This window comes from Stenotrophomonas sp. (genome assembly GCF_035634915.1).
Taxonomy (GTDB): domain Bacteria; phylum Pseudomonadota; class Gammaproteobacteria; order Xanthomonadales; family Xanthomonadaceae; genus Stenotrophomonas.
In genome coordinates, this window is record NZ_DASQCB010000001.1 from 1 (window position 1) to 22,920 (window position 22,920).

General features: G+C 67.3%; 18 protein-coding genes and 7 tRNA genes. 16 read left to right on the plus strand and 9 right to left on the minus strand.

Features of this window, described 5'->3' with window-relative positions:
- The first annotated feature begins 181 nt into the window (after window positions 1-181).
- The 12 genes from VER16_RS00005 to VER16_RS00060 all read left to right on the plus strand — a co-directional run bounded on the left by VER16_RS00005 (window position 182) and on the right by VER16_RS00060 (window position 16,033).
- Entirely contained in the window at window positions 182-550 is a 369-nt protein-coding gene (locus tag VER16_RS00005; protein WP_324804822.1) for a YfeK family protein, read from the plus strand.
- Between the two features lie 66 nt (window positions 551-616).
- Window positions 617-820 (plus strand): PspC domain-containing protein, encoded by a 204-nt coding sequence (locus tag VER16_RS00010; RefSeq protein ID WP_006374017.1) that lies wholly within the window; start codon window positions 617-619, stop codon window positions 818-820.
- The gene (locus VER16_RS00015; protein ID WP_324804823.1) at window positions 817-1,269 is read left to right on the plus strand and encodes a hypothetical protein; all 453 of its coding nucleotides are present in this window, start codon (window positions 817-819) and stop codon (window positions 1,267-1,269) included. The genes VER16_RS00010 and VER16_RS00015 overlap by 4 nt, the downstream gene beginning before the upstream one ends.
- A gap of 786 nt (window positions 1,270-2,055) precedes the next feature.
- Window positions 2,056-2,271: a hypothetical protein gene (locus tag VER16_RS00020; RefSeq protein WP_324804824.1), complete on the plus strand. Its 216-nt coding sequence runs from the start codon at window positions 2,056-2,058 to the stop codon at window positions 2,269-2,271.
- 188 nt (window positions 2,272-2,459) lie between these two features.
- Window positions 2,460-4,847: a Tex family protein gene (locus VER16_RS00025; RefSeq protein WP_324804825.1), complete on the plus strand. Its 2,388-nt coding sequence runs from the start codon at window positions 2,460-2,462 to the stop codon at window positions 4,845-4,847.
- 207 nt (window positions 4,848-5,054) lie between these two features.
- A complete protein-coding gene (locus VER16_RS00030) occupies window positions 5,055-7,238 on the plus strand; it encodes a PAS domain S-box protein (protein WP_324804826.1) in 2,184 nt (727 codons plus the stop codon).
- Window positions 7,239-7,333: 95 nt separating this feature from the next.
- On the plus strand, window positions 7,334-8,017 hold the full coding sequence (locus tag VER16_RS00035) for a response regulator transcription factor (RefSeq protein ID WP_324804827.1): 684 nt from the start codon (window positions 7,334-7,336) through the stop codon (window positions 8,015-8,017).
- On the plus strand, window positions 7,995-9,374 hold the full coding sequence (locus VER16_RS00040) for a sensor histidine kinase (protein WP_324804828.1): 1,380 nt from the start codon (window positions 7,995-7,997) through the stop codon (window positions 9,372-9,374). Before VER16_RS00035 ends, VER16_RS00040 begins: the two co-directional genes overlap by 23 nt.
- A gap of 606 nt (window positions 9,375-9,980) precedes the next feature.
- Window positions 9,981-13,199 carry an efflux RND transporter permease subunit gene (locus VER16_RS00045; RefSeq protein WP_324804829.1) on the plus strand — a complete coding sequence of 1,073 codons (3,219 nt, stop codon included), beginning with the start codon at window positions 9,981-9,983 and terminating at the stop codon, window positions 13,197-13,199.
- A complete protein-coding gene (locus VER16_RS00050) occupies window positions 13,192-14,355 on the plus strand; it encodes an efflux RND transporter periplasmic adaptor subunit (RefSeq protein ID WP_324804830.1) in 1,164 nt (387 codons plus the stop codon). Before VER16_RS00045 ends, VER16_RS00050 begins: the two co-directional genes overlap by 8 nt.
- Window positions 14,342-15,736 (plus strand): efflux transporter outer membrane subunit, encoded by a 1,395-nt coding sequence (locus VER16_RS00055; protein WP_324804831.1) that lies wholly within the window; start codon window positions 14,342-14,344, stop codon window positions 15,734-15,736. Before VER16_RS00050 ends, VER16_RS00055 begins: the two co-directional genes overlap by 14 nt.
- A 75-nt stretch (window positions 15,737-15,811) precedes the next feature.
- A complete protein-coding gene (locus VER16_RS00060; protein WP_324804832.1) occupies window positions 15,812-16,033 on the plus strand; it encodes a hypothetical protein in 222 nt (73 codons plus the stop codon).
- 120 nt (window positions 16,034-16,153) lie between these two features.
- Here VER16_RS00060 and VER16_RS00065 read toward each other — a convergent pair whose 3' ends face one another.
- Window positions 16,154-17,242, minus strand: a complete 1,089-nt coding sequence (locus VER16_RS00065; protein WP_324804833.1) for a DUF5694 domain-containing protein — start codon at window positions 17,240-17,242, stop codon at window positions 16,154-16,156.
- Between the two features lie 164 nt (window positions 17,243-17,406).
- On the opposite strand from VER16_RS00065, the gene VER16_RS00070 reads away from it, so the two are divergent.
- Window positions 17,407-17,682 carry a hypothetical protein gene (locus tag VER16_RS00070; RefSeq protein ID WP_324804834.1) on the plus strand — a complete coding sequence of 92 codons (276 nt, stop codon included), beginning with the start codon at window positions 17,407-17,409 and terminating at the stop codon, window positions 17,680-17,682.
- A gap of 325 nt (window positions 17,683-18,007) precedes the next feature.
- A complete protein-coding gene (locus VER16_RS00075) occupies window positions 18,008-19,846 on the plus strand; it encodes a methyl-accepting chemotaxis protein (RefSeq protein WP_324804835.1) in 1,839 nt (612 codons plus the stop codon).
- 64 nt (window positions 19,847-19,910) lie between these two features.
- Here the strand turns inward: VER16_RS00075 and VER16_RS00080 are convergent.
- Window positions 19,911-19,996, minus strand: a tRNA-Leu gene (locus VER16_RS00080).
- Between the two features lie 137 nt (window positions 19,997-20,133).
- Between VER16_RS00080 and VER16_RS00085 the strand changes: the two genes are divergently transcribed.
- Window positions 20,134-20,514: a response regulator gene (locus VER16_RS00085; RefSeq protein ID WP_324804836.1), complete on the plus strand. Its 381-nt coding sequence runs from the start codon at window positions 20,134-20,136 to the stop codon at window positions 20,512-20,514.
- 15 nt (window positions 20,515-20,529) lie between these two features.
- Here VER16_RS00085 and VER16_RS00090 read toward each other — a convergent pair whose 3' ends face one another.
- The gene (locus tag VER16_RS00090; RefSeq protein WP_324804837.1) at window positions 20,530-21,486 is read right to left on the minus strand and encodes an SOS response-associated peptidase family protein; all 957 of its coding nucleotides are present in this window, start codon (window positions 21,484-21,486) and stop codon (window positions 20,530-20,532) included.
- A gap of 76 nt (window positions 21,487-21,562) precedes the next feature.
- Between VER16_RS00090 and VER16_RS00095 the strand changes: the two genes are divergently transcribed.
- Window positions 21,563-21,979: a GNAT family N-acetyltransferase gene (locus tag VER16_RS00095; protein WP_324804838.1), complete on the plus strand. Its 417-nt coding sequence runs from the start codon at window positions 21,563-21,565 to the stop codon at window positions 21,977-21,979.
- Between the two features lie 101 nt (window positions 21,980-22,080).
- Here the strand turns inward: VER16_RS00095 and VER16_RS00100 are convergent.
- The 6 genes from VER16_RS00100 to VER16_RS00125 form a co-directional block, all read right to left on the minus strand.
- Window positions 22,081-22,156 (minus strand) — tRNA-Glu (locus VER16_RS00100).
- Window positions 22,157-22,202: 46 nt separating this feature from the next.
- Window positions 22,203-22,278, minus strand: a tRNA-Ala gene (locus VER16_RS00105).
- Between the two features lie 46 nt (window positions 22,279-22,324).
- A tRNA-Glu gene (locus VER16_RS00110) sits at window positions 22,325-22,400 on the minus strand.
- Between the two features lie 49 nt (window positions 22,401-22,449).
- Window positions 22,450-22,525, minus strand: a tRNA-Ala gene (locus VER16_RS00115).
- 184 nt (window positions 22,526-22,709) lie between these two features.
- Window positions 22,710-22,785 (minus strand) — tRNA-Glu (locus VER16_RS00120).
- Window positions 22,786-22,839: 54 nt separating this feature from the next.
- Window positions 22,840-22,915: transfer RNA gene (locus VER16_RS00125), tRNA-Ala, on the minus strand.
- Window positions 22,916-22,920 lie beyond the last annotated feature (5 nt).

The following is a 22,920-nucleotide window of genomic DNA, read 5'->3' on the forward strand; positions in this document are numbered from 1 at the left end:
TATCGACGTTAAGGTGCGGGATGGGGATCGCTCGACTCGTCTGTCGGCTCGACTCCGCAGATGCTTGCTTGACGGTCCCTCCACCCTGGCTCCTACATACCTCGTGGGAGCCGGGGGGAACATACAAGCTTGCTCGACTGCCCCGTAGAGTCGAGCCATGCTCGACTGTCTTGGAGAAATGATGACGTACCGTATTCCGCTGGTCCTTGCCACCCTGCTGGCCGTGCCGCTCGCCCAGGCCGCCCCCGGCCCGCAGGCGCAGCGTGAGATCGCGCAGCTGATCGGCAGCCTCGATGGCTCGCAGTGCCGGTTCCAGCGCAATGGCAGCTGGCACGATGCGGCCGAGGCGCGTGCGCACCTGCAGCGCAAGTACGACTACCTGCTGAAGAAGGACAAGGTGGACAGCGCCGAGCAGTTCATCGAGCGCGCCGCCAGCCAGAGCAGCATGAGCGGCAAGGCCTACCGCATCCAGTGCCCGGGACAGGCTGAACAGACCGCCGCCGCCTGGTTCGGCGCCCGCCTGCAGGCCCTGCGTCAACGCACGCCGTAGACATGCCGCCGGTGTAGAGTCGAGCCATGCTCGACTGCTCTTTTCCGTAACTGTGGAGGTGCCCTCATGAACACCACGCCACGCACGCTGTCGCGTTCGTTGAACGATCGGATGATCGCCGGCGTGATGGGCGGCATTGCCCATCGCTTCGGCTGGAACCCCACCCTGGTACGGATCGTGTTCGTGCTGGTTTCGATCGGTTCGGCCGCTTTCCCTGGCATCCTGGTCTACCTGATCCTGTGGCTGCTGATCCCGAACGAGGCCGATTGAACGCCGCCTCGCGGCCCTGGCCGGTCTGGCTGCGCGCGCTGCAGGTGCTGGGCGCGGCCTGGACCCTGCCCAATACGCTGATCGGGGTGATTGGCGGGCTGGTCGGCCTGCTGGGCGGTGCGAAGCCGCGCTGGAGCGGCCGCGACTGCGCGCTCATCTTCGACCACTGGCCGTGGGGACCGGGCGGGGCGATTACCCTGGGCAACGTGATCCTGCATACCGGCCACGACCTGGGCATGTCCTGCCGGACCTACGCGCACCAGGCGGGGTGGGGCGTGGAGCCGCTGATCCGGCTGGATGACCACGAGCGGGCGCACGTGTACCAGTACCTGGTGCTGGGGCCGCTGTACCTGCCGGTGTACCTGCTGTGCGGAGGCGTGAGTGCGCGTAATCCGTTCGAGCGGGCGGCGGATCATTACGCCCGGTTCGGGCGCGGCTGGTGGCCGTAGGTTCCAGCCAACGGCGCAGCCCCTCGTGGCTGGGGCGCGGCATTTGATTCATGGGGGCTGGCCGGGCAGGTGGATTGCGCAGGGGACGCTGCAAGTACATCCCTGTAAGCTCGGTCGCCGCATCCATGCGGCTCACGCCCCTGCGCAACCCACCTGCCCGGCCACGGACACGTTCCTGCGGCGTCCAGCCACGGAAAAGAAAAAGAACAGCAGAAGCGGGTCGCGCGCTGCGCTTGCTCGCAGCTGAGCATGGCTCGGCTCTACACGAAGCATAGAGCGGCCGGCCAGGCTGCTTTGCTTTTGATCTTCTTTTTCTTTTCCGTGGGTGGAGGCAGCCGGGAACCGTCAGGGGCCGGGCGGGGTGGGTTCGCGGGACCGTTGGCGCCATGGATGGCGCCATCGAGCCCCCATGGGTGAGGGCGCTTTGCTTGCGAAGCACTGCTTCGCAAGCGCCCGAACGCACAGCCGCCAGCGGCTGGGCCGGACCGCGGAGCGGGGTTTACGGCGTGTCCCGCGAATCCACCCCGCCCGGCCCAGCTCGCAATGCCAGTCGCCACCCGCCATCCACGAGGGCTGCGCCGTTGGCTGGAAACCCCCGTTTGTTAGCCGAAGGTTAAAGATCCGTAAGCGTTCTGCAGTGATCGGGCCGTCATCTGCATGCAACCGATCGTCATTAGCCTTCGTGACGTTCCAGTCAGCTTGATCGCGGTAAGCTCTACCCCGATGAGCCCGCAAGTACCGCTCATCGTGTGCAGTACGCAGTAGCAATTTGGAGGAAGACATCACATGGCAATTGTTCTCTATGTCGGTGGTAGCAAGGATGGCGAGAAGGGCGTGGTGCCCTACGGCTTCAGCAGATCCCGCGCCGACACCGCGCTGGGGCCGGAGTTCTACACCGAGCGGTTCATGGAACTGCAGGGTGTCGGCAAGGTCCGGTTGATGGCCCTGGACAGCCTGCGCGACGACATCGTCCTGCAGCGCGCCGCCCGCCACTACCGTTGATCCCGTAACACGCGGCAGGGCGCGCCCACCATCGCGCGCCCGCGCCGGCATCCCAGCCCCCCTCGCCAGGATGCCGGCGTCCCGTCCGACCGCCGGGGCTGAACCCCGCCTCCTGTCAACGCCTTGTCCCGCTTGGCCGTGGGTTGCAAGAATGGGCCCTTCCCGTAATGCGGCCCAGACCTGAAGCAATGCACGACGCCAAGAACGCCCAGAGCGCGCTCGCCCAGCAGATCGCCCAGACCATCGCCGACGAGATCGGTGCCCAGTCCGCCCAGGTACGTGCCGCCGTCGGCCTGCTCGACGAGGGTGCCAGCGTTCCGTTCATCGCCCGCTACCGCAAGGAAGTCACCGGCGGCCTGGACGACACCCAGCTGCGCAACCTGGAAACCCGCCTGACCTACCTGCGCGAGCTGGAAGACCGCCGCGCCGCCGTGCTGGCCAGCATCGGCGAGCAGGGCAAGCTGAGCGACGAGCTGCGCAACGACATCCTCGCCGCCGATACCAAGAGCCGCCTGGAAGATCTGTACCTGCCGTACAAGCCCAAGCGCCGCACCCGCGCGCAGATCGCCCGCGAAGCCGGGCTGGAGCCGCTGGCCGATGGCCTGCTGGGCGACCCGACGCAGGATCCGCAGGTGCTCGCTGCCACCTTCGTCGATACCGACAAGGGCGTGGCCGATACCAAGGCCGCGCTGGAAGGTGCCCGCGCGATCCTGATGGAGCGCTGGGGCGAAGATGCCGCGCTGGTCGGTGAACTGCGCACCTGGCTGGGCGAAACCGGCGTGATCCGCGCCCGCGTGGCTGAGGGCAAGGAGAATGATGGCGCCAAGTACCGCGATTACTTCGAGCACGCCGAATCGCTGGCGAAGATTCCCTCACACCGCCTGCTGGCGCTGTTCCGTGCGCGCCGTGAAGAGATCCTGTTCCTGGAACTGGACCCGGGCAGCGATGCCGAGGCCGGCCACCAGTACGCCGAAGGGCGGGTGGCGCGCAAGGCCGGCATCGCCGACCAGGGCCGCGCCGCCGACCGCTGGCTGCTTGATGCCTGCCGCCTGACCTGGCGCGCCAAGCTGCACACGCACCTGCTGCTGGACCTGTTCAACCAGGCACGCGAGAAGGCCGAGGCCGATGCGATTGCGGTGTTCGGCGACAACCTCAAGGACCTGCTGCTGGCCGCGCCGGCCGGGCCGAAGACCGTGCTCGGCCTGGACCCGGGCATCCGCACCGGCTGCAAGATCGCCGTGGTCGATGCCACCGGCAAGCTGGTGGCGACCGAGACCATCTACCCGCACGAGCCGCGCCGGCAGTGGGACCAGTCGCTGCAGACGATCAAGCAGCTGTGTGCGAAGCACAACGTCGAGCTGATCGCGATCGGCAACGGCACCGCCAGCCGCGAGACCGACAAGCTGGCCGGCGAGGCGATCAAGGCCGCCGGCAACCCGAAGCTGCAGAAGGTGGTGGTCAGCGAAGCCGGGGCATCGGTGTACTCGGCGTCCGAATTCGCGGCCAAGGAGTTCCCCGGCCTGGACGTGTCGCTGCGTGGCGCGGTGTCGATCGCGCGCCGCCTGCAGGACCCGCTGGCCGAACTGGTGAAGATCGAACCGAAGGCGATCGGTGTTGGCCAGTACCAGCATGATGTGGACCAGTACCGCCTGGCACGTGCACTGGACGCGCGCGTGGAGGACTGCGTGAATGCCGTCGGCGTATACGTCAACACCGCCTCGGCCGCGTTGCTGTCGCGCGTGTCCGGCCTGTCGTCCACGGTGGCCGAGAACATCGTGCGCCACCGCGATGACAACGGCCCGTTCAAGCGCCGCAAGGACCTGTTGAAAGTCGCTCGCCTGGGCGAGAAGACCTTCGAGCAGTGTGCCGGCTTCCTGCGCATCGCCGATGGCGACCAGCCGCTGGATGCCTCGGCCGTGCATCCTGAAGCCTATCCGGTGGTCGAGCGCATCGTTGCCAGCACCGCGCGCCCGATCAAGGCGCTGATCGGTGATGGCAGCTTCCTGCGTGGCCTGAAGGCCGAACAGTTCACCGATGAGACCTTCGGCGTGCCAACGGTGCGCGACATCCTGAAGGAACTGGAAAAGCCGGGCCGCGATCCGCGCCCGGAATTCAAGGCCGCGCGCTTCGCCGAGGGCGTGGAGGACATCAAGGACCTGCGCGAGGGCATGGTGCTGGAAGGCGTGGTCAGCAACGTGGCCGCCTTCGGTGCCTTTGTCGACATCGGCGTGCACCAGGACGGGCTCATCCACATCTCGGCGCTGTCGGACACGTTCGTCAAGGACCCGCGTGACGTGGTCAAGGCCGGCGACATCGTCAAGGTGAAGGTGCTGGAGGTGGATGTGCCGCGCAAGCGCATCGCGCTGACCCGGCGCCTGGACGATACCCCGGGCCAGGCCACCAGCCGCCCGGGCCAGCGCGAGGAGCGCGGGCAGGGCCAGGGGCCGCGTCGCGATGCAGGCGGCCAGAACCGTGGCCAGGGCCGAGGGCAGGGCACTGGCGGCCGCCCCGCGCCGTCGGCGGCCCCGGCCAACAACGCCCTGGCCGAGGCCTTCGCCCGCGCCAAGCGCAGCTGAGGTCTGCCGCCGATCGCGCTGCCGCCGGGGCGGGGGGCTTGTCGAGTCTCCCCGCCAGTGCGCACACTTGCGCCCAAGGCGCGGCCATCGGGCCGTTCCGTCGCCGCCGGGGAGGGCCATGGCGCCAATCGTTCCCGCCAGTATCCATGACGGTCGCAGCTTCATGCTGCGGCCGGCGTGCGCCTGCGCGCAGGATACGGGGGACTGATGGGCGGCGCGGGCAACGACGGGTCCACGCTGGTCGAGCGTCGCCTGCTGGAGCTGGCCGAAGATCGGCGCCGCTTGGCGATGATCATCGACGGCACGGCCGTGGGCACCTGGGAATGGAACGTGCAGACCGGCCAGATGCGCATCAATGCGCGCTGGGCGGAGATCGTCGGCTATCGCCTGGATGAGCTGGAGCCGGTATGCCAGGAGACGTTCATCCGGCTGGTCCATCCCGAGGATCTGGCCCGTTCCGACGCCGCACTGGACGAGCATTTCCAGGGGCGCAGCGATCATTACGCCTGCCTGCTGCGCATGCGTCACAAGGATGGCCGCTGGATCTGGATCCACGACCGCGGGCGCGTGTTCGAATGGGACGGGCAGGGCCAGCCGCTGTGGATGGCCGGCGCCCACGACGATGTCACCGAGCTGCAGCAGGCGCGCCATGACGCGGCGGAAATGCGCCAGCGTCTGCAGGCAGTGGTGGACGCCTCCGATGAGGTGGCGGTGATCGCCACTGACCCTGACGGCACGATCACGCTGTTCAATACCGGTGCCGAGCGTCTGCTGGGTTATGCCGCCGGCGACGTGGTGGGCTGTGCCAATCCCGGCCTGTTCCATGACCCTGAGGAGATGGCCGCGTACCTGGCGCCGTTGGCCGATGAAGCGGGGCAGGCACCCAGTGTCTTCCAGGCGCTCACCGCCCAGGCCCAGGGCCGCACGTTCTCGCGGCAGTGGACCTTCCTGCGCAAGGATGGCCAGCGCCGCCAGGTGCGCTTGTCGATCAGCCGCATGGATGGCGCCGACGGCCAGCGCATCGGCTACGTGGGCATGGCCATCGACATCACCGAGATGCAGCAGGCGCGCGCGGATGCGCGGCTGGCGGCGGACAAGTTTGCCGGGGCGTTCACCTCGGCGGCGCTGGGCATGGCGCTGGTTTCGCTGGAAGGGCGCTGGCTGGACGTCAACGATGCCCTGTGCCGCATCCTGGGCTACCCACGCGGGGAACTGCTGCAGGTCGATTTCCAGCGGCTGACCCATCCGGCCGACCTGCAGACCGACCTGGAACTGGTCCAGGACCTGCTGGCAGGCCGGCGAGCCCATTACCATCTGGAAAAGCGCTACCTGGGCCGTGACGGCAACATCATCTGGGCACGCCTGTCGGTATCGCTGGTGCGCAACGAGCGCGGCGAACCGCTGCATTTCGTGTCGCAGATCCAGGACGTGACCGCCCAGCGCAGCAGCGAACAGCGGCTGTACGAGAGCGAGCAGCGCAGCCGCATCACCCTGGATGCAGTGGCCGACCTGGTGTTGAGCGTCACCCTGCAAGGGCGTATCGAGTACGCCAATGCCGCCGCCGTGCGCATGCTGGCCGGCGATGGCGCGCTGACCCTGGCCGGGCACAACGTGCAGGACGTGTTGTCGCTGACCACCGAATACGCGCCCGGTTCGGTGCTGGACGTGGGCGTGCTGCTCGACCCGGACAGCAACGCGGTGGATCTGCACGCCGACCTGCTGATGCGCATGGGCGGAGCCACGGTGCCGGTGGACCTGACCCGTGCCTGGCTTCGCGATGACGAGGGCCAGGTGCGCGGAGCGGTGTGGGTGCTGCGCGATGACACCCAGCAGCGTGCGCGCCAGCGCGAGGCACGCCACCTGGCCGAGATCGATCCGCTGACCGAGCTGGGCAACCGCCGTGGCTTCGAGGCGCACCTGCAGCAGGCGATCACCCGTGTCGAACGCACCGGCCAGGCTGCCTCGCTGATGTTCATCGACCTGGACCGCTTCAAGCCGGTCAACGACACCTGGGGCCACCTGGCCGGCGATGCGGTGCTGTGGGCGGTGGCCAGCGTGCTGCGCCATGGCGTGCGCGATTCGGACATCGTGGCGCGGCTGGGCGGCGATGAATTCGCGGTCATCCTGCCCGGTTGCGGGCCGCGACGGGCGGCACGGATTGGTGCTGAGCTGCTGCAGACACTGGCGGCGTTGTCCATTCCCTGGGACACCGCGCGCCTGCGCATCGGTGCCAGCATCGGCATCGCGCCGCTGGAGGCGGGCATGACCGTGGACGAGGCGGTGGCCGCCGCCGACGCCCAGTGCTACCGGGCCAAGGCCTTGGGCCGCAACAATGTGCAGGTGCAGGGCGAGCTGGGTGAACTGCCTGCCGAGGACAACGAGCCGGGCTGAACCGCTGCGTACCGGGCCCGTGCATGAAGCATGTTTCATTTGCCCGCACCGGCCGATTTGGCGAGCATGGGCGAGTCTGGACTTCAGCGGTACCCATGTCGCGCGTATTGACCATCGAGGACGATGCCATCACCGCCCAGGAAATCGTGGCGGAGCTGGGCAACCATGGCCTGCAGGTGGACTGGGTGGCCGATGGCCGTGAAGGCCTGGTCCGCGCTGCCAGTGGCGACTACGACGCCATCACCCTGGACCGCATGCTGCCCGGCCTGGATGGTCTGGCCATCGTCACCACCCTGCGCCGGATCGGCGTGCAGACCCCGGTGCTGATGCTCAGCGCCCTGTCGGACGTGGACGAGCGGGTGCGTGGCCTGCGTGCAGGCGGCGATGACTATCTGACCAAACCGTTTGCTTCCGATGAAATGGCTGCGCGGGTGGAAGTGCTGCTGCGCCGCCGCCAGCAGCCGGCCGGCACCGATACCGTCCTGCGCGTGGGTGACCTGCAGCTGGACCTGCTGGCGCGCACCGCCCATCGCGGTGGGCGAAGCCTGAGCCTGCTGCCGACCGAGTTCAAGCTGCTGGAGTACCTGATGCGCAATGCCGGGCAGGTGCTGACCCGGATGATGCTGTTCGAGGAAGTGTGGGGCTACCACTTCGACCCCGGCACCAACCTGATCGACGTGCATATCGGCCGGCTGCGGCGCAAGCTCGACCAGGCCGACCTGCCGTCGCTGATCCGTACCGTACGCGGCAGCGGCTATGTCCTCAGCGAACCTGTCTGACGGCTGGCGTTCGTCCAGCAGTCGCCTGCTGGGCCTGTACAGCCTGCTGTTCGTGGCGTGGTCGTGCGTGCTGCTGGGCGTGCTGTACTGGCGGGTGTCGCTGTACCTGGACGAGCTGGCGCAGTCGGCAGTGCTGCAGCGTGCGCACCTGTTCGAACATTTCAGCGGCGATGCGCTGACCGAAGCGCTGCGCGAGAACCGCCGTTACGACCTGCATGGCATTGATGCGTATGGCTTGTTCACGCCCCAGGGGCAGCCGCTGGCCGGGGTGATGAAAACCCTGCCGACGCAGCTGCCGCTGGATGGCAGCGCGCACCCGGTATCGGGCCTGCCGATCACTGATGCCAACGCACAGGGCAAGCGCGGCTTTGGCCTGGCGATGCCGACCCGCGATGGCCGCATCCTGGTGCTGGTGCGCTACAGCGGCCCGCTGAACGAGGTGAATCACCTGATTCTCGATGCGCTGCTGTGGGGCGTGTCATTGACCCTGGTGCCAGGCCTGCTCGGCTGGCACCTGCTGCGGCGGCGTCCGCTGCGCCGCATCCAGGCCATCGAACGGGCGACCGCACAGATCGTGGCCGGCAACCTGGGGCAACGGCTGCCGTTGTCCAACCGGCGCGACGAGCTGGACATGCTGGCCTCGATCGTCAACGCCATGCTCGACCGCATCGAACAGCTGATGACCGAGGTGAAGGGAGTCTGCGACAACATCGCCCACGACCTGCGCACGCCGCTGACCCGGCTGCGCGCGCAGCTGTACCGCATGCGCCAGCAGGCAGGCGAGGGCGAGCCGCAGGCGCTTGCACTGGAACAGGTGCTGGACGAGACCGATACGCTGATGGCGCGGTTCCGCGCGCTGCTGCGCATTTCCGAGCTGGAGGACCATCAGCGTCGCTCCGGCTTCGTGGCGCTGGCGCCGGAGGCGCTGCTGCAGGAGATCCATGCGTTCTACGCGCCCTTGGCCGAAGAGAAGGGCCAGTGGCTGGAGCTGGAACTGGCCGCCGATCTGCCGGGCGTGGTGGGAGATCGCGGACTGCTGTTCGAAGCGATCGGCAACCTGCTGGACAACGCGATCCGCTTTGCCCCGGAGGGCGGCCGGGTGCGGCTGGCGGCGCGGGTGCAGGATGGCGCGACGTGCATCGTGGTGGAAGATTCCGGCCCGGGCATTGCCGAGGCCGAGCGCAGCCTGGTGTTCCAGCGCTTCCATCGCGCCGATGCCAGCCAGGGTGGGGGATTCGGCCTGGGGCTGTCGATCGTGGCGGCCATTGCGGGCCTGCACGGGTTCCGTGTGACGGCGGGGGAGTCGCGGCTGGGCGGCGCCGGTTTCAGCCTGCTGTGCCGGCCGCAGGTGTTGTAGCAGGGGTGTTCTTTTGCAGGGCTTGCAGCCCTGCACCTGCCGAATCAACGTCAACTTCAAAAGCCTGCATCCCGTGGGATGGCGGGGTGGGTCCGGTTGAGGGGACGGCGTAAATACGTCCATGTAGCCTTGGTCGCCGCATCCATGCGGCTCACACCCCCTCAACCGGACCCACCCCGCCTTCGACAGATTCCCGCGGCTGTCGGAACGGCGTTCTGCTCTGGTAGGTGTCGACCTTGGTCGACACGGATGAATTCATTCGATATCTGACAGATGTGTCGACCAAGGTCGACACCTACCAACAGCCGCGTGTCCCAGTAGATCCACGCCATGCGTGGATGAATTCGTTCGATATCTGACAGATGTGCCGACCAAGGTCGACACCTACCAACAGCCGCGCGTCCCCGCCAACCCACGGAATGCCGCTCTGGCTTTGGCCGTTGCCGTTGCTTCAAGGCCTCTGCGGGTGCAGGGCGCAGCCCTGCCGACACTCACCCCTTTCATGAAATATGTTTCATCCGCGGCACAGCTTTGTTTTAAACGGCAGCGCCGATACTTGGCGACCTGCGCTGCCCGCGGTGGGCACCCGCACTGCTGGAGAGCTGCATGCTCGGCTTGGTCAGGACCGCGCTCAACAAGCCTTACACCTTCGTGGTGATGGCCATTTTCATCTGCATCGTCGGTCCGCTCAGCGCACTGCGTACCCCCACCGATGTGTTCCCTGATATCGGCATCCCGGTCATCGCCGTGGTCTGGCAGTACACCGGCCTCTCGCCCGATGCCATGTCCGGCCGCGTGATCTCGCCGTATGAGCGCGCGCTCAGCACCACCGTCAACGACATCGAGCACATCGAATCGCAGTCGCTGGCCGGCATGGGCGTGGTCAAGGTGTTCTTCCAGCCCGGCGTGGACATCCGTACCGCCAACGCGCAGATCACCGCCATCTCGCAGACCATCGTCAAGCAGATGCCGGCCGGCATGACCCCGCCGCTGATCCTCAACTACAGCGCCTCCACCGTGCCGGTGCTGCAGATGGCGTTCTCCAGCCCGACCCTGGGCGAATCACAGATCCGCGACCTGGCGCAGAACACCGTGCGCCCGCCACTCACCTCCATTCCCGGCCTGGCCATCCCCGCACCCTACGGCGGCAAGCAGCGGCAGATCACCCTCGACCTCGACCCGCAGGCGCTGGCCGCCAAGGGCCTGTCCGCGCAGGACGTCGGCAACGCGCTGGCGGCGCAGAACCAGATCACCCCGGTGGGTACCGCCAAACTGGGCAGCAACGAGTTCACCGTGCTGCTCAACAACAGCCCCAGCGACATCGAGGCGCTCAACGACCTGCCGATCCGCACCGTCAACGGTGCGATCGTCACCATCGGCCAGGTCGCCCACGTGCGCGATGGCTCGCCGCCGCAGACCAACATCGTGCGCGTCAACGGTGGCCATTCGGTGCTGATGGCGGCGCTGAAGAACGGCGACGCTTCCACGCTCACTCTGGTCAGCCGCATCCGCGCGATGCTGCCGCAGATCGGCGAAACCCTGCCGCCGTCACTGAAGATCTCACTGCTCGGCGATGCCTCGACCTTCGTGCGTGAATCGATCAGCAGCGTCGCCCGTGAAGGCATCATCGCCGCGCTGCTGACCAGCGTGATGATCCTGGTGTTCCTCGGCAGCTGGCGTTCGACGGTGATCATTGCCGCGTCCATTCCGCTGGCGGTGCTGTCGGCCATCGCGCTGCTGTCGGCGGCCGGGCAGACGCTGAACGTGATGACCCTGGGCGGCCTGGCGCTGGCGGTGGGCATCCTGGTCGACGATGCGACCGTGACCATCGAGAACGTCAACTGGCACCTGGAGCAGGGCAAGGGCGTGCGCGAGGCCATCCTCGATGGCGCCGCGCAGATCGTCGGTCCGGCGTTCGTGTCGCTGCTGTGCATCTGCATCGTGTTCGTGCCGATGTTCCTGCTCGATGGCATCGCCGGCTATCTGTTCCGGCCGATGGCGCTGGCGGTGATCTTCGCCATGGGCAGCTCGTTCGTGCTGTCGCGCACCCTGGTGCCGACCATGGCGCTGTACCTGCTGCGTCCGCACCGCGTCGAGCATGGCGTGGGCCATCACCCGGAAGATGCCTTCCTCAATCATCATGAGGGTGACCACCCGCAGCACCGCCGTGCGCGCGTGGCCGCCACCCTGGTGCGCTGGCAGCAACGCTTTGAAAGTGGTTTCTCGGCAGCGCGTGACCGCTACCACGCGCTGCTCGGCCTGGCCCTGGCCAACCGGCGGCGCTTCATGCTGGGCTTCATGGCCTGCGTGCTGGTGTCCTTCGCGCTGCTGCCGACGCTGGGACAGGATTTCTTCCCGGCCACCGAGGCCAGTGCGCTGTCGCTGCACGTGCGCCTGCCACTGGGCACCCGTATCGAGGAAACCGCAGCGGCCTTCGATCGCATTGAAGCCCGCATCCGCCAGGTGGTGCCGCCGGCCGAGATCGACGCCATCGTCGACAACCTGGGCCTGCCGATGACCGGCATCAACATGGCCTACAGCGCCAGCGGCACCATCGGTCCGCAGGACGGTGACATCCAGGTCTCACTGAAGGCCGGGCACGGTGATGCGGCCGAGTACGAGCGGCGCCTGCGCGAGGTGCTTCCGGCCGCGTTTCCGGGCACCAGCTTCGCCTTCCTGCCGGCTGATACCAGCAGCCAGATCCTGAATTTCGGTTCGCCCGCGCCGATGGATGTGCGCATTGCCGGGCCCAATGCTGCCGGCAACCGCGCCTACGCGCAGGAACTGATCCGCCGCCTGCGCCACGTGCCAGGGTTGGTCGATCTGCGCCTGCAGCAGCCGGATGGCTACCCGACGCTGAAGGTGGACGTGGACCGCCTGCGCGCCAACGGCCTGGGCATCACCGAACGCGACGTCACCAACAGCATGGTGGCCTCGCTGGCCGGCAGCGGCCAGGTTGCGCCGACCTTCTGGCTGAGCCCGAAGAACGGCATCTCCTACGGTGTGGTGGCCGCCACCCCGCAGTACCGCATGGACAGCCTGGGGGCGTTGAGTGCGTTGCCGGTGACCGGCAGCAGTGGCGTGCCGCAGGTGCTGGGTGGCCTGGCCGACATCCAGCGCGGTTCCAGTTCGGCAGTGGTGACCCATTACAACGTGCAGCCCACCCTGGATGTATATGCCAGCGTGCAGGGCCGCGACCTGGGGGCGGTGGCTGCCGATGTGCAGAAGGTCATCGATGGCATGGCCAGCCAGCGCCCGCGCGGCACCGAGGTCGGCCTCCACGGCCAGATCGATGCGCTGCATGTGGCCTTCACCGGCCTGGGGTACGGCCTGCTGGCGGCGATCGTGCTGATCTATTTGCTGATCGTCATCAACTTCCAGTCGTGGACCGACCCGTTCGTCATCATCACCGCGCTGCCGGCCGGCCTGGCGGGCGTGGTGTGGATGCTGTTCCTTACCCACACCTCGTTGTCGGTGCCGGCGTTGACTGGCGCGATCCTGTGCATGGGCGTGGCCACGGCCAACTCCATCCTGGTGGTCAGCTTCTGCCGCGAGCGCCTGGCCGAGCATGGCGATGCGGCCAAGGCTGCGCTCGAGGCCGGCTTCACCCGTTTCCGCCCGGTCTGCATGACCGCGCTGGCAATGATCCTGGGCATGCTGCCGACCGCGCTGTCCACCGAACAGAACGCGCCGCTGGGTCGCGCGGTCATCGGTGGCCTGCTGCTGGCGACCTGCGCCACCCTGTTGTTCGTGCCGGTGGTGTTCGCCCTGGCCCACTCGCGTAAGCCCCGCACCGCCCCCGCCGGAGAGCCCCTGCATGTCTGATGCCTTGCTGCCGCAGCGTTCGCTGCGTCGCCCCCTCATCCTGGGTGCCGCCATTGCGGTGGTCGTGGTTGCCGCGGGCCTGGCCCTGCGCGCGCAGCAGGCACACGCCGTGGTCGAATGGACCGAGCGCCAGGCGGTGCCGGCCGTGCAGGTGGTCACCGCCGGCACGCAGGCTGAGGCCGGCACGATGACCCTGCCGGCGCACCTGACCGCCTGGACCGAGGCGCCCATCCATGCCCGCGTCGGCGGCTACCTGAAATCGTGGAGTGCCGACATCGGCCAACCGGTCAAGGCCGGCCAGGTGCTGGCGGTGATCGACAGCCCGGAACTGGACCAGCAGATCGCCCAGGCACACGCGCACCTGCTGCAGGCGCAGGCCGATGCCGCGCTGGCCAAGGTCAGTGCCGAGCGCTGGCAGGGCATGCTGGGCAGCCATTCGGTGTCGCGCCAGGAAGCCGACGAGAAGCAGGCCAATGCGGTCGCCGCGCAGGCCAGCGTGGAAGCGGCCCAAGCCGACTACGCGCGCCTGCAGGAGCTGGGTCGCTACCGCACGCTGCGCGCCCCCTTCGATGGCACCGTGACCTCGCGGCAGACCGACGTGGGGCAGCTGATCCGCGCCGATGACAGTGGCCGCGAACTGTTCACCATCGCCGATACCCGCCGCCTGCGCCTGATGGTGCCGGTGCCGCAGAACAGCGCCGGCAGCATCCAGCCGGGGCTGCAGGCCAGCCTGCAGGTGCCGGGCCAGTCCGGCCGCCATTTCACCGCCACGCTGCAGGGCGATTCCAGTGCGATAGACCGCAGTTCGGGCACGCTGCTGGCGCAGTTCGTGGTCGACAACGCCGACGGCGCGCTGCTGCCGGGCAGCTATGCCGAAGTGTCCCTGCCGCAGCAGGGCGGCGGCGACGGCGTGAGCGTGCCGGCCGAGGTGCTGATCTTCCGTGCCAAGGGCACCCAGGTGGCGGTGGTCGACGCCAAGGACATCGTGCACCTGCGCGACATCCATATCGCCAGCGACCTGGGCAGCACGCTGCGTGTGGACCGCGGCCTGAAGTCTGGCGACCGGGTCATTCCGAACCCGCCCGATGCGCTGCGCGAAGGCGACCACGTGCGCGTGGTGGCCGGTGAGCAGGAGCCTGCCCATGCGCGCGGTTGAGCACCGCCTGGCGCTGGCTCTGGGCGGGCTGCTGCTGGGCGGCTGTTCGCTGGCGCCGACCTATCAGGTGCCGGCCGTAGCGATGCCAGCCGGCTATGAAGGCAGCGCCGCGCCCGCCGCGCCCGAATCGCTGCCGACGAACTGGTGGCAGGCCTTCCAGGACCCGCAGCTGGACCGCCTGCAGCAGCAGCTGGCCGAGGCCAGTCCGACCCTTGCACTCGCCGTGGCCCACTATGATGCGGCGCGTGCCGCCGCAGGCGAAGCAGCGTCGACACGCGCGCCACAGGTAGGCCTCAGCGCCGGGCCGATGCGCCAGCGCCAGTCCGACGACAAGCCGCTGCGCAGCGCGACACAGCCTGCGATCTACGACAGCAACAGCGCGACCTTCTCGCTGTCGTTCGACCTGGACCTGTGGGGTCGGCTGCGCAATGCTGCAGCCGCTGCGGGTGCACGCGCCGATGCCAGTGGTGACGATCTGGCGGCCGCGCGCCTGAGTCTGTCGCAGCAGCTGGCCGGGCTGTACCTGCAGCTGCGTGGTGCCGAGGCGCAGCAGGTGATCCTGCGCGACAGCATTGATGATTACCGGCAGGCACTGGCGCTGACCGAAGATCGCTTCCGGGGTGAGATCGCCTCGGAACTGGACGTGGCCCGCGCCCGCCATCAGCTGGCCAGTGCACAGGCCGACCTGGACGCACTGGATGCACGCCATGCGCTGCTGCGCCATGCCATCGCCGAGCTGGTAGGGGCACCAGCCAGCGGTTTCGCGCTGGCCGACGGCAACCTGCCGAGCTTGCCGCAGGTGCCTGCGGACCTGCCCAGCAATCTGTTACGGCAACGCCCGGATATCGCCGCGGCCGAGCGGCGGGTGTTCGCCGCCAACGCCGGCATCGGCGTGGCGCGTGCGGCGTGGTTCCCGCAGCTCAGCCTGACCGGGCTGCTGGGCGGGCAGACCTCGGGCAGCGCGTCGGTGCTGGATGCGGGCAACCGTTACTGGGCACTGGGCCCGCTGGCAGCGTTGCCGGTATTGGACGGCGGGCGTCGCAAGGCGGCCAAGGCGCAGGCCTATGCCGAGTTCGATGCCGCATCCGCGCAGTACCGCGCCACCGTGCTGGCGGCCATCCGCCAGGTCGAGGACCAGCTGACCCTGCTGCGCCAGCTGGAAGCGCAGCGCGGCCATGAAGATGACGCGGTGCAGGCGGCGCGGCGTGCCGAGCAGATCGCGCGCGACCGCTATGCCGGTGGCGCGGTGAGCTATCTGGACGTGGTGAGCGCGCAGACCGATGCGCGCCAGGCACAGCTGGGCCTGCAGGACATCCAGAGCCGGCAGCTGCAGGCCAGCGCGGCGCTGATGGCGGCCCTCGGCGGCGGCTGGGCGCCGTAGCGCCGGACGTGGTCTCAGCCTGTGAGAGGGCGGGGCGGAACAATCGCCCCATCGCCACCTGAGCAGGCAGTTGCCATGAGCCGTTGGAAGACACACATCGCCGGTGCCTACGCCCCGGCCTGTATTGGCTGGTTGCTGGCGTTGGCCGGCGGGCTGCGGCTGGAACAGCTGCGCGTGGACCCGATGGCACAGTCGCTGGTGCCGGTGCTGCAGTGGGGGGTGTCCGTCGTGCTGCTGGCGACGCTGGGCTGGATCGTTGCCGCCAGCGCCGCGCTGTGGCGCAACGGGCGCCGATGACCGCGCCCGGTAGAGTCGAGCGTGCTCGACTGAAGCCTTTGTAGAGTCGAGCCATGCTCGACCTGCGTGCGTGCCTCGAACGGCAGTCGAGCAGGCTCGACTTTACAGACAGCAAGTGGCTCAGCGAAGTACGGGTGCCGCATCCACCAGCTGTACGTCATGCATCTGGTCCAGATATGCCTCGTAGTAGCCCTTGTGCGAGGCACCCACGATCGCCAGCATGCGCGTGCCCGGGTACTGGCCAAGCACGTCGCGGATGTTGGCGACCATGCGCAGGTTGCGGGTTTCCCAGTAGCCCAGATAGTTGCGGCCGAAGCCTTCTGCCGAGGGTTCGACGAACGCGGCGCCGAAGTCATTGTCATACACAAGCTTGGCCATCGCAGGATCGTTGTCGTTGCGGTAGATCGCCATCAATCCGTCGGGCGTGTCGACGTTGGCATACAAGCGCTCATAGGTGGCATGGCGGAGCTTCCCGGCCGGGTTGTCCCACGCGCTGCGGATCGCCTTCGCGGCGGCGTCCTGCTGTGCCTGCGGTGTGGGCGCGTCGGCGGTATGGTCATCCACCGACCACAGCCGCTCCAAGCCCAGGCGGGCAGCCAACTCGGCGGCGACCAGGGCCACCTCGTCCTTGCGTACCCTGCGCGCTTCGAGGAACTGCACCAGTTCGGGGCTGAGGCTGTCAGCAGCGCGGCGCTCTTCTACCGGAAGGCGCAGCCACTGCACCAGCGCGGAGCCGCGCTCGCCCGCAGCCAGGCACACGGCCGCCAGGTGCCGTCGCTGCGCTGGCGTCGGGTTGCCCGGCCACGCGGCCAGCAGGCGGTCCATTTCTGCGTTTGCGGTGGGTACATCCATGCCCGTGGCCGCCTTGGCCGCGGAGGTATCGACGCAGTAGTCGCTGGTGCTGTCGGCATACCGGCTGGGGTAGCGGCGCATGAAGTCGCACTGCAGCCCCGGCACGTTCTCGACGGCGATTGCCGTCGGCTTCCAGGCCTGCAGGCGGGCCAGCAACGGTTCCAGTTGCTTGGGCTCGAAGGTGTCAGGCAGGCCCGACAGGTGTGGGCTGCCTAGTACCAGTACCTCATTCACGCGTCCCGCTGGCGGACCCTTGTGCTGATCGGGATGGAAAGCAGGGCGATACGGCACATCGGCCGCACTGGCAACGCTGCTGCACAGGCCCAGCAAAAGAACGCACACACTTCGCTGCAACATGGTCTCTCCCTGTAGTGGTCGGTATTCCAGATACGATCATGGTGGATGCAGGCGCCCGCGATGGGATGCGTCGTTGGTCATTGCAACCCTTTGGGCGTAACGCGCATCGCTGCATCTGCCGTGGTGGTCCACAATGGCCACTGCACGTTGAATCGAACACGGCCATGGATGCTGCACTTCCCATCGTGACCCTCGCCGCGCTGCTGGGGGCGATCATTGGTTTCATCGGCCCGCTGGGCTGGCGCTGGCAGCTGCTGCGGCTTTCACCGGCGCTGCTGTTGCCGGTGGCGCTGCATGTGCTGCAGAACACGTCCTGGATCCTTGGGGGTGGCGGGGGCTGGGTAACGGCGGCGCTGCTGGTATGGGTGGGCAGCCTTGGCTACCTGCCGACGGTGCTGGCCGTTGCCGTGCTGCGTTGGCTGATGTGGCGGCAACACTGAGCCCGCCGGGGAGGCCTGCCGGGTCAACGCCCAGGCGGGCAGCGTGAAGGCGGGGATCCGGCAGATGGCCCTAAAGCTGGTCATGAACCGGCCGATAACCTGACTGGATCCAGCTCCTCTTCTCCCGCAGCAGGACCCCCGGCTGTCCCCGATGGACGGCCCGCGCTGTGTGTATCGCCGAACGCTCATGCAGTTCGCAGTGCCCAGCTTTGCGCGCAAGAGATCGAGGACGCCGCCCCCGGGCGTCTGCAAGTCCAGGCAATTGATGGCCCCGCCGGGCATTCGCCCGCCGGATTGCACCTTATTGGACTCCGAGGACCAGATGATGCTGATGCCAGGTTTCACGGCCGGTGAGCAGACACCGGCCGAATCCCATTCCCGTTTCTCACCCTGGCGCCTGTTGCTGGGGGCTCTGGGTGCACAGCGCACCACCGCCGAGGTGTCCGCGCAGGACCGCCGACAGGACGAGCTGGCCGCACAGGTGGCCGCACTGCATCGCGTGCAGGCGGTCATCGAGTTCGCGCTGGACGGCACCATTCTGCAGGCCAACGACAACTTCCTGCAGGCGGTGGGCTATCGCCTGGATGAAATCCAGGGGCAGCACCATGCCCTGTTTGTCGATCCCGAGCATGCCCGCAGCCCTGAGTATCGTGATTTCTGGGCCCGGCTGGCGCGTGGCGAGTTCGACGCCGGCCAGTACCGGCGCTTCGGCAAGGGAGGGCGCGAGATCTGGATCCAGGCCTCCTACAACCCGGTGCTCGACCGGCACGGACGGCCGTACAAAGTGGTGAAGTTCGCCACCGACATCACCGCGCAGAAGCTGCAGGCGGCCGATTCTGCGGGTCAGCTGGCAGCCATCGACAAGTCGCAGGCGGTGATCGAGTTCAGTCTCGACGGACGCATCCTGTCGGCCAATGCCAACTTCCTGGCCGCGACCGGTTACACGCGGGAAGAAGTGCAGGGCCAGCATCATGCGCTGTTCGTCGAGCCGGGTCATCGCGAAAGCGCGGAGTATCGCCAGTTCTGGGAGAAGCTCGGTCGGGGCGAATATGACGCCGGGCAGTACCGGCGTCTGGGCAAGGGCGGGCGCGAGGTGTGGATCCAAGCATCGTACAACCCGATCCTGGACATGAACGGTCGGCCATTCAAAGTGGTCAAGTACGCGACCGACATCACCGCCCAGGTACATGAGCACCAGGCGACCCAGCGCGCCGTGGCGCAGACCCGTGAGGTGGTGGCCGCCGCCAAGCAGGGCGACCTGACCCATCACGTCGACATGACCGACAAGCGTGGCCCGATCGCCGAGCTGTGCGAGGGTGTCAACGCGCTGGTGGAGGCGATGGCCGGCATCCTCGGCCAGATCAAATTCGCCGCCGACACCATTGCCGTGGGTGCCAGCGAGATCGCACAGGGCAACAGTGATCTGTCCCAGCGCACTGAACAGCAGGCCGCTTCACTGGAGGAAACGGCGGTGTCGATGAAGGGCCTGGCCGATACCGTGCAGCGCACCGCCACCCATGCCCGGCAGGCCAGCGAACTGGCCGGCGGTGCGTCCGAAGTGGCCACGCGTGGCGGCAGCGTGGTGCACGAGGTGGTGTCGACCATGGCAATGATCAATGCATCTTCGCGGCGCATCGTCGACATCATCGGGGTGATTGATGGCATTGCGTTCCAGACCAACATCCTGGCGCTGAATGCGGCGGTGGAGGCGGCGCGTGCCGGCGAGCATGGGCGGGGCTTCGCGGTGGTTGCCACCGAGATCCGCGAGTTGTCGCAGCGCTCGGCCAGCGCAGCCAAGGAGATCAAGCGGCTGATTGATGAGTCGGTGGCCAATGTCGGCGCAGGCACCGCGCAGGTGGAGAGCGCAGGGCGGACCATGGATGAGATCGTGCGCGACGTACGCCGGGTGAGCGAACTGATGGCGCAGATCAGTTCGGCGGCGCAGCAGCAGAGCGACGACATCCAACAGATGAACCAGGCCGTGGACCTGATCGACCAGGGTACGCAGCAGAACGCAGCGCTGGTGGAGGAAGCCTCGGCGGCGGCGCGCAGCATGGAAGAACAGTCCGTGCAGCTGCTGCAGACCGTTGCCGGGTTCCGGCTGGATGCCGGGCAGGGCAATGCGGGCGGGCCGCGGACGCCGATGTTGCGTGTGGTGCCCTGACGCGCGGGAAGACGACCCGCGCAGAACGCAAAAGGCCAGGTCGGTGACCTGGCCTTTGATGCGATGGTGCCGGTGAAAGGACTCGAACCTTCATGGGGTCACCCCCGGCTGATTTTGAGTCAGCTGCGTATACCATTCCGCCACACCGGCAGCAGCGGGCTAGTGTAACCGAGGCTGGCAGCCCTTCATAGAGCCTCTGCATGAAGGGCCGTAAGCCCTTCTTTTTGTCTGTAATGACCGCGTGGTGGCTATACTGGGTCGGCTTAACAGGTGCAGGAGCGAGGCCAATGACTGCGTTGCAGGACCTGCGGGTGCTGGTGGTCGAAAACGACGAAATGAGCGCGGCCCTGCTGCACATGCAGCTGGTGCAGGCCGGCGCCGTGGTCGTCGGCCTGGCCGCGACGGTCGCTGAGGCATTGCGCATGCTGCAGGAATCCTCGCCTGATGTGGCCCTGCTGGATTACCGGCTGGCCCGCAACGAGACCAGTGAGCCGGTGGCCGCTGTCCTGGCCGCACGTGGGATTCCTTTCGTGCTGGCCACCGGCATGACCGCCGAGCAGGTGCCGGCATCGATGCGTGCCGGCGTGCTGCTGGTCAAGCCCTATCTGTCAGCGGATCTGTCGCGCGCGCTGGTGCGCGCCATCGGTCGTTCCAGCGCGCCGGCCTGAGGACACGCTGCAGGCTCAGGCGGCCTCCTCGAAGGTGTAGCGCAGGTCCTCGCGGTCATCGAGGATGGCGTACTGCGTGGCCAGCTGGTCCGGATCGGGATTGAGCCAGGCATCCAGGTGTTCGCGGCGGATCGGGACCACACCGCGGTCATGGCCGGCGGCGGCCACATCCGGTGGCGGGGCGTCGGTGATTGCGGCAAATGACAGCAGGCGGCCCTCCGGGCCTTCCCATTCCGCCCACAGGCAGGCCAGCAACAGGTCGCGCGGCGGATCTGGGCGGAACTCCAGGACGACGTCCTGTTCCTTTTCATCGCTGCCCAGGCTGCGGCCGGCGATGGCATGGCGTGGTACATGCTCGTAGAACGCGCTGACGACCACGACGCCGTGGCGCAGGCCGAAGGCACCGCGCCAGTAGCCTTCCAGGCTGTCGCGGCGCGCATTGTAGGTGCCCGGGTAGAGCACATCGTTGCGCGCTGGCTTGTCGGGCAGGCGGCATTGGTAGCGCATCGGCTTGACGACCCGCTGCCCGTTCTCGCTGACCATCACCGGCGCATAGGGGCCGGGAAAGATGCGGTTGTCGCGCGGCAGCAGCTGCACCCGGTGCAGGTCATCCAGGCGTGACTGCGCGCGTTCGATACGATTGCTGGCGACGCGCAGGTCGTTCCGCGCCTTCTGTGTCGGGCGCGTGGCCATGGTGGCGCTGGCGATGTCGCGGCGTTCGGCCTGCCTGCGCAGTTCTGCCTGCAGTGACTGCTGTTCCTCGGCGTGCCATTGCTGGATCTTAGCCAGGATGTCGCGGCCCGCTTCCGTACGTGCGCCGGCAAAGCCGTCGTCCATGGCCTTGGGCGTTTTTGGCCGTTTCTTGCCGGGATCGTGCGCGTACAGCGTGGCGAATTCTTCCAGCGACAGCACGGCGCCGTACTCGCGGACGAGCTTGGCGTAATCGGCGCGGATCAGGGCGGAATAGCACATGGGCGTTCTGTGGGTGAAGGTCGCAGCGGCTGCGACGTGACTGCGGCAGGATAGCCTGACACCCGGGAGATGACGCATGAACGATTCGACGACCTGCCAGTTCCGCGATGGCGTGCCGACCGTTGAGGACTACTGCCAGCTGCGCGTGCTCGCAGGGCTGAGCGCCAAGACGGCAGAGGCGGCCAGTCGCGCGCTGCCCAATACCCTGTTTGGGGTCTGCGCGTACCAGGGTAACGAGCTGGTGGCGATGGGGCGGATTGTGGGCGATGGCGGCTGCCACCTGCAGGTCTGTGACATTGCCGTGCTGCCCAGGTTGCAGGGGCAGGGGCTGGGCAAGCAGGTGATGGCACGGCTGGATGCATGGATGCGGGCCAACCTGCCGCCGTCGGCGTATGTGAGCCTGCTCGCCGATGGCGAGGCGCACCGCCTGTACGCACGGTTCGGTTTCGCACCCACGGCGCCGGCGTCGATCGGAATGTACCGGCGGTTCTGACGCCCGGTGGCGGTGAGGCATCCATCCACGCATGGCGTGGATATGGCAGCCCAGGCTGCAGACAAAGAAAAACCCCGGCCGAGGCCGGGGTCTTCAAGAATTGGCGTCCCCACGGGGATTCGAACCCCGGTCGCCACCGTGAAAGGGTGATGTCCTAGGCCTCTAGACGATGGGGACGCACGAAAACTTCAAGTTGTAGATCTTCGACGGCCTAATGTCGAAGTGGTGGAGCCAAGCGGGATCGAACCGCTGACCTCCTGCATGCCATGCAGGCGCTCTCCCAGCTGAGCTATGGCCCCATGAAACTCCGGATGATCCTGCCGGGAGCAGGGTCCGTTCTGAAACTGGCGTCCCCACGGGGATTCGAACCCCGGTCGCCACCGTGAAAGGGTGATGTCCTAGGCCTCTAGACGATGGGGACGCACGAAAAACTTCAAGTTGTAGAACTTTCGACGGCCTAATGTCGAAAGTGGTGGAGCCAAGCGGGATCGAACCGCTGACCTCCTGCATGCCATGCAGGCGCTCTCCCAGCTGAGCTATGGCCCCGTGTTACCGAGCCGCCTATCTTACCAACGCATTCACCTTTGTGGAAGCTTTTTTTTCGCTTTCTTCGTTGTGGTTCACCAGGGCCACGAGGGCAGGGGAACCGCAACGCCACAACCTGAACGCCGGTAGGCGGTGAACAAAAAAGACCCGGTTATCGGCCGGGTCCTTGTTGTTCGTGATGAGTTGGCGTCCCCACGGGGATTCGAACCCCGGTCGCCACCGTGAAAGGGTGATGTCCTAGGCCTCTAGACGATGGGGACGCAGATCTCATCAATGTTCTTTAGCGACCTTTCGACGGCCTAATGCCGAAAGATTGGTGGAGCCAAGCGGGATCGAACCGCTGACCTCCTGCATGCCATGCAGGCGCTCTCCCAGCTGAGCTATGGCCCCACGTC

Bases quoted from the DNA above. Each gene is read 5' to 3' on its own strand.
- VER16_RS00005 (WP_324804822.1), top strand. From the start codon at position 182: ATGACGTACCGTATTCCGCTGGTCCTTGCCACCCTGCTGGCCGTGCCG.
- VER16_RS00010 (WP_006374017.1), top strand. From the start codon at position 617: ATGAACACCACGCCACGCACGCTGTCGCGTTCGTTGAACGATCGGATG.
- VER16_RS00020 (WP_324804824.1), top strand. From the start codon at position 2,056: ATGGCAATTGTTCTCTATGTCGGTGGTAGCAAGGATGGCGAGAAGGGC.
- VER16_RS00025 (WP_324804825.1), top strand. From the start codon at position 2,460: ATGCACGACGCCAAGAACGCCCAGAGCGCGCTCGCCCAGCAGATCGCC.
- VER16_RS00030 (WP_324804826.1), top strand. From the start codon at position 5,055: ATGGGCGGCGCGGGCAACGACGGGTCCACGCTGGTCGAGCGTCGCCTG.
- VER16_RS00035 (WP_324804827.1), top strand. From the start codon at position 7,334: ATGTCGCGCGTATTGACCATCGAGGACGATGCCATCACCGCCCAGGAA.
- VER16_RS00040 (WP_324804828.1), top strand. From the start codon at position 7,995: ATGTCCTCAGCGAACCTGTCTGACGGCTGGCGTTCGTCCAGCAGTCGC.
- VER16_RS00045 (WP_324804829.1), top strand. From the start codon at position 9,981: ATGCTCGGCTTGGTCAGGACCGCGCTCAACAAGCCTTACACCTTCGTG.
- VER16_RS00050 (WP_324804830.1), top strand. From the start codon at position 13,192: ATGTCTGATGCCTTGCTGCCGCAGCGTTCGCTGCGTCGCCCCCTCATC.
- VER16_RS00055 (WP_324804831.1), top strand. From the start codon at position 14,342: ATGCGCGCGGTTGAGCACCGCCTGGCGCTGGCTCTGGGCGGGCTGCTG.
- VER16_RS00060 (WP_324804832.1), top strand. From the start codon at position 15,812: ATGAGCCGTTGGAAGACACACATCGCCGGTGCCTACGCCCCGGCCTGT.
- VER16_RS00065 (WP_324804833.1), bottom strand. From the start codon at position 17,242: ATGTTGCAGCGAAGTGTGTGCGTTCTTTTGCTGGGCCTGTGCAGCAGC.
- VER16_RS00070 (WP_324804834.1), top strand. From the start codon at position 17,407: ATGGATGCTGCACTTCCCATCGTGACCCTCGCCGCGCTGCTGGGGGCG.
- VER16_RS00075 (WP_324804835.1), top strand. From the start codon at position 18,008: ATGCTGATGCCAGGTTTCACGGCCGGTGAGCAGACACCGGCCGAATCC.
- VER16_RS00085 (WP_324804836.1), top strand. From the start codon at position 20,134: ATGACTGCGTTGCAGGACCTGCGGGTGCTGGTGGTCGAAAACGACGAA.
- VER16_RS00090 (WP_324804837.1), bottom strand. From the start codon at position 21,486: ATGTGCTATTCCGCCCTGATCCGCGCCGATTACGCCAAGCTCGTCCGC.
- VER16_RS00095 (WP_324804838.1), top strand. From the start codon at position 21,563: ATGAACGATTCGACGACCTGCCAGTTCCGCGATGGCGTGCCGACCGTT.